Origin of the sequence: Streptomyces sp. SID3343 (assembly GCF_009865215.1) — a bacterium.
In the GTDB taxonomy this organism is placed as follows: domain Bacteria; phylum Actinomycetota; class Actinomycetes; order Streptomycetales; family Streptomycetaceae; genus Embleya.
This window is the reverse complement of sequence record NZ_WWJX01001231.1, coordinates 1-1,221: the sequence shown is the minus strand read 5'-3', so window position 1 is coordinate 1,221 and position 1,221 is coordinate 1. Positions and strand designations below refer to the sequence as shown.

Below are 1,221 nucleotides of genomic sequence, written 5' to 3'. Positions count from 1 at the left end.
CCCTGCTCGGCCCCAACGGGGCCGGCAAGACCACGGTCGTCAACATCCTCTCCACGCTCATCGCCGCCGATGCCGGTGACCTGTACGTCGGTGGCCACGACCTGGCCGTCGACCCGCAGGCGGTACGGGCCACGATCGGCGTGACGGGACAGTTCTCCGCCGTCGACAGCCTGATCACGGGCGAGGAGAACATGCTCCTCATGGCCGACCTGCACCACCTGTCCAGGCGCGAGGGCAAGCGGGTCGGCGCCGAACTGCTGGAGCGCTTCGACCTGACCGCGGCCGCGAAGAAGCCCGCCTCCGCCTACTCCGGCGGCATGAAGCGTCGCCTGGACCTCGCGATGACACTGGTCGGCAACCCGCGGATCATCTTCCTCGACGAACCGACCACAGGGCTCGACCCGCGCAGCCGCCACAACATGTGGGGGATCATCCGCGAACTCGTCGCGGGCGGCGTCACCGTCTTCCTCACCACGCAGTACCTGGAGGAAGCCGACGAACTCGCCGACCGGATCGCGGTGCTCAACGACGGCAGGATCGCCGCCGAGGGCACTGCGGACGAACTGAAGCGGCTCGTCCCCGGCGGTCACGTCCGCCTGCGCTTCACCGACCCGGACACCTACCGGATCGCCGTGAGCTTGCACGACGCCATCCTTGACGACGAAGCACTGTCGGTGCGCATTCCCACCGACGGCAGCCAGCGCGAACTCGGCGCGATCCTCGACCGATTGGAATCCCTCGGCGTCGAAGCGGACGAACTGACCGTGCACACCCCCGATCTCGACGACGTGTTCTTCGCCCTGACCGGTGGCACACCCGTGCCCACCCAGCCCACCCAGGGCGCGCAGCCCAAGGAGATCGTCCGATGAGCTCCCTCGCCCTCGCCGTCCGCGACTCCAACACCATGTTGCGCCGCAACCTTCTGCACGTCCGGCGCTACCCGTCCCTGACCCTGAACCTGCTGCTGACACCGATCATGCTGCTGCTGCTCTTCGTCTACATCTTCGGCGATGTGATGAGCGCGGGCATCGGCGGCGGCAACGCGGACCGTTCCGACTACATCGCCTACATCGTTCCGGGCATCCTGATGATGACCATCGGCGGCACCGTGATCGGGGCCGCGGTGTCCGTCGCCACCGACATGTCCGAAGGTGTCATCGCACGATTTCGGACGATGGCCATCCACCGCGGCTCGGTGATCATCGGGCACGTCGTCGGCAG

2 protein-coding genes are annotated in these 1,221 nt (G+C 67.5%); both read left to right on the top strand.

Features of this window, described 5'->3' with window-relative positions:
* Positions 1 to 869 (top strand): ATP-binding cassette domain-containing protein (locus tag GT354_RS38570; RefSeq protein ID WP_161361038.1); only part of this gene is annotated, 869 nt, incomplete at its 5' end.
* The coding region (locus GT354_RS38565; RefSeq protein ID WP_161361037.1) for an ABC transporter permease at positions 866 to 1,221 on the top strand (356 nt) is incomplete at its 3' end. The genes GT354_RS38570 and GT354_RS38565, both read left to right, overlap by 4 nt.